Below are 10,655 nucleotides of genomic sequence, written 5' to 3' on the forward strand. Positions count from 1 at the left end.
GGGTGGGAGGTGTGGAGTCGCCACGGGCTCGGGTGGTGGGAGTACTCCCAGCACGTCGCGTCCCAGGTGCTCCACCAGCGCGTCGATGCGCGGGAAATCGAAGACGAGCGTCGAGCGCAGCGGGCGCTCGAGGCTCGTGGACAGCCGGTTCTTCAGCTCCACGGCCGTGAGTGAGTCCATGCCCAGGTCGAACAGGCGGTGGTCTCCATCGACGGAGTCCAGGCTGCTCATCCCCAGCACGCGTGCGAGCTGGCTCCGGACGTGCTCGTCCAGCAGCACCCGTCGCTCGTGCACGGAGGCGACCTGGAGGCGTGCCAGCAGGCCCTCTCGCGCCGGCTGCTCCGGCTCCGCCTTCGTCTCGGCGAGCAGTCGCGACAGATAGGGACTGGCGCCGACCTTCCGTGCGAACTCCGACCAGACGATGGGCATGACACCCAGCTGCGCGGCCCCGGACGCGAGGATGCGTTCGAGCAGCTCCAGGCCTCGCTCGGGGCTGATGGTGCTCATGCCCAGCTCGCCCATCCGCGTGCCCGCCTCCGCGCGGTTCGCGGCGCCGACTCCCTCCCACGCGCCCCAGGCGATGCAGGTGCAGGGCAGTCCGAGGGCCTGGCGATGGTGGGCCAAGGCATCGAGGAAGGTGTTGGCGGCCGTGTGGTTTGCTTGTCCCCAGGCACCCAGCAGCGACGTCGCCGAGCCGTAGATGACGAAGAGGTCCAGGGGCTTCGTCCGGGTGAGCACATGGAGGTTCCAGGCTCCGTCGACCTTCGGCGCGAGCACCGTGGCGAAGCGCTCCCAGCTCAATCCCGAGAGGACGCCGTCCTCCAGCACACCCGCGGAGTGGAAGACGCCTCGCAGCGGCGGAAGGCGCCGCTCCACCTCGGCCAGTGCCTGTGTGAGCGACTCTTCGCGCGAGACGTCGCACGGCAGGGCCAGCACGGTGGCTCCTCGCGCCGTGAGCTCCGCCATCGCCGTCCGGGCTTCGGGTCCCGGCGGCCTGCGCGAGAGGAGCGCGAGGTGGCGTGCTCCCCGCTCAACGAGCCAGCGTGCCGTCAGCAGCCCCAGTCCACCGAGCCCACCCGTGATGAGGTACGTGGCATCGGGGCGGATGGACACGCTGTGCGTTGGCGCGAGCTGGCCGGCGCGCACGAGGCGGGCCACCCTGCGCTCCACACCTCTCAGCGCGAACTCCTGCTCATCGCTCGGGTCCAGCACCGCGTCGAGCAACGCCTCGGGCTCGGAGGTCGTCGGCGTGTCTTCCAGGTCGATGATGCGGCAGCGCAGCTCCGGATGCTCACGGGCAATCACGCGGGCCAGCCCCCAGAGCGTCGACTGCGCCACCCCTGGCACCGCGCCGCCCGCGGGCTGGGCTCCTCTCGTGATGAGCGTCAGGGGTGGAGGCGGTGACTGCGTTCCCTGCGTGATCGCCTGGACGCACTGCAAGACGCTGCCGCAGCCTGCCTTCGAGGCTTCGCGCAGTTGTTGCGTGGACAGGTGGGCGGCGGACGTTCCATCCAGCGACCACAGGTGGATGACGCCCCGAACGTTGGCGACCTTGGCTTGGAACAGGGCGAGGGATGCGGCGGATCGAGGGTCAATGTTGGACCCCGTCTCGTGAACGAGGAAGCACTCGCCTCCCTGGGCTTGGAGCTGATGGGCCAGTGCCTGACCCACGCCCCCTCGGTCCGCGAGGATGAGCCATGCTCCGGCCGCGCGAGTCTCCTTCGGAGTCCGAGGCGTCTGCGCGACGATGACGGCTTGCTGTCCCAGGAGGGGCGGAAGAGTGTCGCTCGGAGATGCGATGTCCGCGTGAGCGAAGCCTTCTTCCTCGAGCACTTCACACCAACGTGCTGGTGGCAGAAGCGGGCAGTCGGTGCGCAGGGCGGTGTCCTCGAAGCTCCACCAGCCGTCCGTGAGCCCGAAGGTGAGGTCCACCCAGCGCAGCGCGACGGTCCCTTCCAGCAGGACAAGTGTGCCTCCCGGCGCCAACAGCTCGCGAAGGTTGCGCAGGGTTCGTCGCGCATCCCGCGTCGCGTGCACCACGTTCGATGCGAGCACCAGGTCGAAGCGCTCCTTGCCGACCGGGGTCCGCTCGACGTCCAGCACCTCGTAACGGACGAAGGGAAAGTCCGTGAAGCGCTCCGCTGCCCGCTCCGTGAAGAACGCGGAGACGTCCGTGAAGAGGTAGTCGCTCCGCTCGGCGGGAAGTCGCGGCAGTACCCAGGCCGTGGTTTCACCTGTTCCCGCGCCGACCTCCAGGATGCGCAGCCGACGCTCGGGTGGTGCGCCCGCGAGCGCGCGCGTGACGACCTGCTGCGCCACGGTGTTCATCATTCGGATGACCGGAGTGCCTCGGTAGAGCTCCGCCACCGCGTCTGGATTGCCATCGGGGAAGAGCAGCTCGAGCGCGTCACGCTCTCCGCGAAGCACGGCCGCGAGCTCCATTCCGCAGCGCTCCAGCATCGCGAGCTGGGCCCGTGTGGAGGATGAGTCCTCCTCGGACACGGGCAGTCGCTCCGCTCGTGCGTGCGGGAGCACCTGGAGGACATGCCAGCCCTCGTTGGTGCGCTCCAGGACCCCTTCCTCGGAGAGAATGATGAGCAGTCGCCCGAGCAGGCGTTGATGGGGCGGGGCGACCCGGAGCCGCTCCGCCAGCTCGCGGGTGCTGAAGCGCTGGCCGGGCTCGAAGCCCGCCCCCAGTCGGTGGAGCGCGGCGAGGATATAGCCGAGGCTCGCTGCTTCGAGCCGCCCGAGGACCGCCGTGTACCGCGTGACGTCGTCCTCGGGGATGATGGAGCCCAAGCCCTCGCGCACGGCGTCACCGAGGATGCGCGGCGCGGGGATGAAGTCGGCTTCGGCGTCGACCTGCGGCGCAAGAGGCCAGTCGACTGTGTAGAGCCAGTCGGAGGCGGGCTGTCCTCCCAGGAAGGCCTCGCGCCGTGCGAGGCGCAGTTCCAGGCCCTCGACGACGACGAGCACCCGGCCGTCTTCCGCGCGAAGGCACGCGTCGACCTGGAGGCGACCCTTTCCGAGAGAGGGGCGCTCTTGCGTCTCGCAGAAGGCGGCTTCGCGGGGTGACTCGTGGACCGTCAGTCGCTCCAGGCCCACGGGCAGCCACGCCTCGCCCTCCACTGCGTCACCGAAACCGACACTCAGCGCCTGGAGACAGGCATCCAGCAGGGCAGGGTGCAGGACGTAGCTCCCCGCTCGATTCGGAAGGACGACATGCGCACCCCCTCCGCGCTCGGTGCGCCAGAGCGACTGGATGGAACGGAAGAGTGGGCCGAGCGCCAGGCCATGCTCGCGGGTCCGCTGGTAATGGGACTCGACGGAGAGCAGGGCTTCCCGCGCGGGAGGAACGACGACCGTGGCCTCGGGGCGGCGTGAGTCCTCGCGACGAACCTTGCACGTGACGTGGAGGCGCCACGCACCTTCGGCTCGGCTGAAGATGCGCACCCCACGACGCCCCGGACCTTCGGGCGCGAGCACGGTGTGCACCACGATGGTGCCCTCTTCAGGAAGCAAGAGCGGCTGAGAGAGCTCCAGCGCCTCCACGCGCAGGGCTCCCTCGCCAAGAGTCCTCTGTCCGGCCGCGAGCGCCAGCTCGATGAAGGCCGTGGCGGGGACCACCGCGCGCCCGAAGACGCGATGCTGTCCCAGCAGTGGGGGCGAGGCAGGTCCCAGGTGTGCCTCGAAGTGGGCGTCCTCAGGACCCTGCACGGGTGAATGCAGCCGATGTCCCAACAGGGGATGCGTCGTTGTTGCCTCGCTGGAGGCTGGCGTGCGGCCGGAGCGGAACTGGAAGGTCTCCTCCTTGAGCCAGTAGCGGCGGCGCTCGAAGGGGTACGTCGGCAGGGTGATTCGACGCCGGGCTCCACGGGCTTCGAGCCCCGCCCACCGCACGGGCGCGCCGCGCACATGAAGCCGCGCCAGTGTCTCCATGAGTCCGCGTGAATCGGACGTACCTTTCAGCAGGCTGGGCAGGTACAGGCCCACGTCGTCTGGCAGGTTGCTCTTCGCCAGGTCGAGCAGCGCCGACCCCGGGCCCACCTCCAGGAAGACCTCGCAGCCGGTGGCACGAAGCGCGCGCATTCCGTCCGCGAAGCGCACCGGGCTGCGCACGTGCCCGACCCAGTGGTCAGGTCGAGTGACCTCCGAGCCCATGGCCCGGCCCGTCACGCTGGAGATGAAGGTGACCCGAGGGTCCGTCGTCCGAAGCCTCGCGGCGACGGCTCCGAGGCCCTGCAGCATCGGCTCCATCAGCGGGGAGTGGAACGCGTGGGACACGTCGAGGAGCCGGGACCCGGTGCCTTCCGCGAAGATGGCGGCCATATGTCCCTCGTCCATGAGGGACTGCATGATCCGGCCTCGCTCGGAGACGAGCGTCAGCCCGTCCTCCAGCGAGAAGACTCCGGCGGCACACGCCGCGGCGAGCTCACCGACGCTGTGACCCAAAACCGCCGCCGGCTCGATGCCGAAGGACTTCCACAGTTCAACCAGCGCGTACTGGAGCGCGAAGAGCGCGGGCTGCGCGTAGGCGGTTCGGGACAGCGGCGTGGACCCCGCGTCCTCGTCGAAGAGCACCGAAAGGAGGGAACGCTCCAGGCGCGACGCGAGGACGGCGTCACAGCGCTCCAGCGCCTCACGGAAGCGCGGCTCGGAGGCGAACAGCTCCTTGCCCATGCCCGCGTACTGGGCGCCCTGGCCACTGAAGAGGAAGGCGATGCGCGGAGGCTCATCCGGGATGACTCCTCGGATGACGGACTCCCCTCGCTGGAGCTGGCTCGTGAGCTCCTCGGTGCTCCGGGCGATGAACGCGGCACGGTGACGGAAGTGGGTGCGTCCGCTGTTCGCGGTGGCGGCCACGTCGCCGAGCGGCAACTCGGGATGCCGAGCGAGGTGACGCTGGTATTGGTCGACCTGGGCTTCCAGTGCCTCCGGTGTGGCGCCAGACAGCGTCAGGAGAGACCAAGGGCGCTCGGGAGCGGTGGGCTGTTCCTCTCGCGCGGGAGCCTGCTCCACGATGACGTGGGCGTTCGTTCCCGAGAAGCCGAAGGAGCTGACTCCACCGATGCGCCGGCCATCGATGAGCGGCCAGGGAGTCGGCTCCGTCACGACGCGCACCCCGAGGGAGTCCCAGGCGATGCGCGGGTTGGGAATGGTGAAGTGGAGGTGGGGCGGGAGGGTGCCGTCCTCCAGCGAGAGCACCAGCTTCATCAAGCCCGCGATGCCGGCCGCCGCCTCCAGGTGCCCGATGTTGGGCTTCACGGAGCCAATCAACAGCGGGGTTTCTGGCGCTCGCTCCTTGGACAGCACGGCGCCCAGGGCCTCCACCTCGATGGGGTCTCCGAGCGAGGTGCCCGTGCCGTGTGCCTCGACGAAGCCGACCTGCTTCGGTGCGAGGTCGGCCTGCTCCAGGGCCCTGCGGATGACCGCCTCCTGCGCGGAGCCGTTCGGCACGGTGAGTCCCGCGCTGCGACCGTCCTGGTTGACCGCCGAGCCTCGGATGACCGCGAGGATTCGATGGCCTGCCCGCTGAGCGTCGGACAGCCGCTCGAGCACGACCACGCCGCAGCCCTCGCCTCGCACCACTCCATCCGCCGATGCGTCGAACGTCTTGCAGCGCCCGTCCGGTGCGAGCATGCGCGTGCGCGACTCAATCATCGCGAGGATGGGGGCGAGCATCAGACTCACGCCGCCCGCGAGCGCCAGGTTGCATTCGCCCAGTCGCAGCGACTGACAGGCGAGGTGGACCGCGACCAGGGACGACGAGCAGGCCGTGTCCACGGAGAGCGCGGGCCCTCTCAAGCCAAGGACGTACGAGAGTCGCCCCGCCGCCACGCTCAGCGCCGTACCCGAGCCCGTATAGGCGTCGATGGACTCCGGCGCGCTCGTGGACATCTCGAAGTAGTCGTGACTGGCGACGCCCACCATCACCCCGGTTGCGCTTCCCATCAGCGAGTCCGGCGCCACGCCTGCTCGCTCCAGCGCCTCCCAGCTCACTTCGAGCAGCAGCCGTTGCTGCGGGTCCATCCGCGCGGCCTCGCGTGGACTGATGCCGAAGAAGGCCGCGTCGAATTGGTCTGGCTGGTCGATGAAGCAGCCCTTGCGCGCGGTCAGCGCACCTTGCGCATCCGGGTCCGGGTCATGGAGCGCCTCCGCATCCCAGCGCTCGACGGGCACGTCGCGCACGGCGTCGCGCCCCGAAGCCAGCAGCTCACGAAACGCTTCGGGACTCGTGGCCCCGCCGGGGAAGCGGCAGCTCATTCCGATGATGGCAATGGGCTCGCGCTGGCCTCGCTCCAGGGTGCGGAGCTTGGACTCGGTTTCCTCCAGCTTGCGCAGTGCGCGCCGCAGGAGGGCTTCCTGACCGCCACTGGGAATTGATGTGCTCATCTAGCCCATGTCCTCGAGCTTTCGCTCCAACCGGCGGACCACTTCGTCGAGCGGCAACTCCTCGCTGGCCTCCTGCTGAGGGCGGGGTGTCGCCGAGGCGAGTCGCAGCACTTCGGTGGCGAGATACGTGGTGAGTTGGTCGACGCTCGGGTGCTTGAACACCACGACGGACGGCAGCGTGCAGGGCAGCGAGGCCTGGAGACGGTTGCGAATCTCCAACGAGCCGAGCGAGTCCAGGCCGAGGTCGAACAATCCCCGGTCGACGCCGACGGCGGACGGAGTCAGGCCCAGGACCGCGGCCACCTGCTCACGCACGTGGGCTCGCAGGAGCGGTTGTTGCTCCGACGCTGGCGCGGCCTCGATTCGCTGGCGGAAACCCTGCTGCGCGGCGCCGCTCTTCCGGAGGGAGTCACCTCGGCTGACAAGCTCCATGAGGAACGTGGAGGACGCAGTGCCGCTGAGCTGTTTCCAGTCGATGGGCACGACGGCGATGTTGGGACGAGCGTGGGCCCACAGTCGGTGCAGCGCGGTGAGGCCGTGCATGGGTGAGAGCAGGCCGAGTCCCTGTCTGCGCAGGCGCTCCGCGAAGACGTCGCTCGCGGCCGTGCCCTCTCCGGACCACGGGCCCCAGGCGATGCTCAGACCCGGCAAGCCGAGCGAGCGGCGGTGTCGCGCCAGGCCATCCAGGAAGGCATTCGCCGCGGCGTAGTTCGCCTGTCCCGCATTCCCCAGCAGGGAGGACACGGAGGAGAACAGGACGAAGAAGTCGAGCGTGTGTCCCCGGGTCGCGGTGTGGAGGTTCCAGGCTCCCTGGACCTTGGGGGCAAGGACCTGGGCGAAGGACTCCCACGACTGTGTTCGCAGAGGCCCATCGTGGACGGCGCCCGCCGCATGTACGACGCCTCGAAGTGGCGGAAGCAAGCGGCGCACCTCGTCGAGCGCCGCGCTCACGCTCTCCAAACGGCTCACATCCGCTTCGAGGCAGAGGACGCGCGCGCCCGCGGACCGGAGCGCGGCGATTCCCGCGTCATCATCCGAGGGCACGTGTCTGCCCAGGAGCGCCAGCGAACGCGCGCCCCGGTCGACCATCGACTGCGCGACGAGACGACCCAGGCGCCCGAAGCCTCCGGTGATGAGGTAGGTGGCATCGGGACGCAAAGCGCCCTCCGCGCGAGATGCCTCCGCGACGCGCAGCCGTGCGACCTGTCGTGACCCACCTTCGAGCCGGACCTGCGCCTCCTGGCTCTCACAGCGAAGCTCCGCGAGGAGTTCGCGGCTCGCCTCGGGCCCTGTTGAGGGCGCGAGGTCTACCCGCCGACAGCCAAGCTCCGGATGCTCCAGGGCGATGACCTGCCCCAGTCCCCACAGCAGCGAGCCCGTGCCAGGATTGCCTTCCCGGACGCCTCGCGTGACGAGCTGGAGGGCCGGAGGGGGTTCGTTCCGTGCGACCAACGCCTGGACGAGATGGAGCACGCCGCCACAGGTCCGGTGAAGGTCCTCACCCAGTGTCTCCGTTTGGAGTGCCTGGTCGGACGGCGCGTCGAGTGAGCCCAGGTGGATGACCTGACGCAACGGTCGCTCTTCGTGAGCCAGCTCCGCCAGCAACCGCGTGAAGTGCTCTGGGTTCGTGGGGTCGAGCTGGAAGCGATGGGCTTCCTGTCGCTCGTAGTGTGGGCCGACGCGGGCGATGACGCAGGCGTCTCGTCCATCCTCTTCCACGCGTGCACGGAGGGCTTCGGCGACACCCTGTTCGTCCGCGATGAGGAGCCATGTCGAGGGGCGATGGGTGACCTCGCTGACGGGACGAGGTTGCTCGCGCCAGGCGGGCTCATAGAGCGCGTCCTCGAGCCCCGGCCGTGCGCCTTGGAGGAAGGCTTCTCCCCGGACGCGCTTGAGCTCGAAGCCCTCGACGCGGAGCACTTCGTCGCCTGTCTCGTCGTAGACGAAGACGTCCGTCAGGAGGGGCGAGCGGGGGATGACCCGACTCACCAACCTGTTGGGCAGTGACGCTCGGTGGACGCGCACCCGGCCGAAGCTCGCGGGCAGCATCCATTCGCCTTCCTTCAGCTCCGGGCCCACCGCGCCGACGAGCTGGAGGCATGCATCGAGCACGGCGGGATGGACGTGATGGGGCTTGGGCTCGTCGCGCAGTTGCTCCGGGACTTCGATGCGTGCGCAGGCTCCCGCGTCGTCACTCCACAGCTCGACGAGGCCTCGGAACGACTCTCCAAACTCCGCCCCGAGCTTTCGGGCTCGCGTGTAGTGCGCTTCTCCAGGCTGCGTCCCGAGGCCGGAAGGCTGAAGGAGTGAGGCTTCGAGCCGTGTCGGCAACAGGGGCTCGGCGCCTGTCGGCCGGACCTTGCCGGAGGCATGGCGTATCCACCGGGACTCTCCCTCGTGGGTCTCCTCGCGTCGGAAGACCTCGATGGAGAGCACCTGCTCGCCCGTGGTTCTCACCACGGTCTGGAGCGTGACCTCACCTTGCTCCGGCAGGATGAGGGCCTGTTCGAGCGCCAGGTCCTCGACGACGAGCGCTTGATTCGGAAGGGCGACCGCGCCGGCCGCGAGGGCCAGCTCCAGATACGCCGTGCCGGGCAGCAGGGCCGTTCCGAGCGCGCGGTGGTCGCCCAGATAGGAGGGCGAGGTGGCACCGACTCGCGACTCGAACAACATCTCTCCCGGCTGCAGGGTCGCCGCCGCCACGCGTGCTCCGAGCAGCGGATGTGTGGTCCGGATGTCTTCGCGGCGCGCGGTGCTTCGCGGACCGGCCTCGTCGGACCAGAACCGCTGTCGCTCGAACGGGTACGTGGGAAGCGCCACGCGTCGGCGTGCCTCCGCCTGCTCGTAGCCGCGCCAGCTCACCGGTGCGCCGTGCGTGTAGAGCGCCGCCAGGCACTCCATCAACTGGTGCCAGTCTTCATGGCCCTTGCGCAGGCTCGACAACCACTGTGCCTGGGCCACGGGCAGACACTCGCGCCCCATCCAGACCAGGGTCGGCTTCGGGCCGATCTCCAGGAACACCTGCGTCCCCTGTTCGGCCAGGGTCCGCATCCCTTCCGCGAGTTGCACGGGCTCACGAAGGTGCCGCACCCAGTACTCGGGCGTCGCGACCTCTGCTCCCGCGAGCCGGCCCGTCAGGTTCGAGATGAGGGCCCGCGTGGGCGAACGGTAGGTGACCGTCCGCGCGACCTTCTCGAAGGCCGGCAGCATGGGGTCCATCAGGTGCGAGTGGGCCGCGCGCGAGGCCTCCAGCTTCTTGACCTCGATGCCCTGCGCCACCAGCTCGTCCGTGAGCTGCCGCACGGCGGGTCCTTCACCGGAAACGACCACGTTCTGGGGCGCGTTGATGGAGCCGATGGACGCGCGTCCACCATGCTTCGTCAGGGCTTCGCGGACGCGAGCCTCGTCCGCGAGGACGACGATGGTCTCGCCCTCCAGCGCGAGCTGCTCCATGAGCCGTCCGCGCGCTGAGACCAGTCGCACGGCATCTTCCAGCGAGAAGACACCCGCGTTCATCGCGGCGACGTATTCGCCCAGGCTGTGTCCCAGGACGGCGTCAGGCTCGATGCCCCACGAGCGCCACAGCTCCGTCAGCGCGTACTCCACCGCGAAGATGGCGGGCTGGGCGTAGGCCAGCTCCGTGAGTCGGTGGGACTCGCTCCCGTACAGCACCGCGAGCAGAGGTGTTTCGAGTTCCGTGCGAAGCAGCGCCGCCACTCGCTCCAGGGCCTCGCGGAACACGGGACTCGCGTCATGGAGCGCTCGCCCCATGCCCTCGTACTGCGCTCCGTGGCCGGTGAAGAGGAACGCGACGCGAGGGGGTTGCTCGGCCTGGGCCTGACCTCGGGACACACCCGGTGCCAGGGCCCCATCGAGGCTCGCTCGCAGTCGCTCCCGCAGCTCCTCGGCGGTGCGTCCCACGACGGCCAGTCGATGGGAGAAGTGCGACCGGACCAGGCCCGCCGTGTAGCAGATGTCCGCGAGCTCGGAGTCCGAGGCGCTCGCGAGGAAGCTCTCGAAGCGTCTGCCCAGGGCTTCGAGTGCGCGAGGACTGCGCGCTGAAAGCGGCAGCACATGGACGGGGCGTCGGGACGGCGAGGTGTCACGCCTGGGCGCTGCTTCAAGCACGACGTGCGCGTTCGTCCCGCCCACGCCGAACGAACTCACCCCCGCGCGACGCGGATGCGGACCCTCCGGCCACGGCTGGAGCCGCGCGTTGACGTAGAACGGGGTCTGCTCGAAGCCGATGGCGGGATTCGGGC

2 protein-coding genes are annotated in these 10,655 nt (G+C 69.5%); both read right to left on the minus strand.

Going from position 1 to position 10,655, the window contains the following annotated elements:
* Window positions 1–6,393: type I polyketide synthase (locus FJV41_RS44650; protein ID WP_141648743.1), on the minus strand; the 6,393-nt coding region annotated here is incomplete at its 3' end.
* On the minus strand, window positions 6,394–10,655 hold a 4,262-nt coding region (locus FJV41_RS44655), incomplete at its 5' end, for a type I polyketide synthase (RefSeq protein ID WP_141648744.1).

Origin of the sequence: Myxococcus llanfairpwllgwyngyllgogerychwyrndrobwllllantysiliogogogochensis (assembly GCF_006636215.1) — a bacterium.
GTDB lineage: Bacteria > Myxococcota > Myxococcia > Myxococcales > Myxococcaceae > Myxococcus > Myxococcus llanfairpwllgwyngyllgogerychwyrndrobwllllantysiliogogogochensis.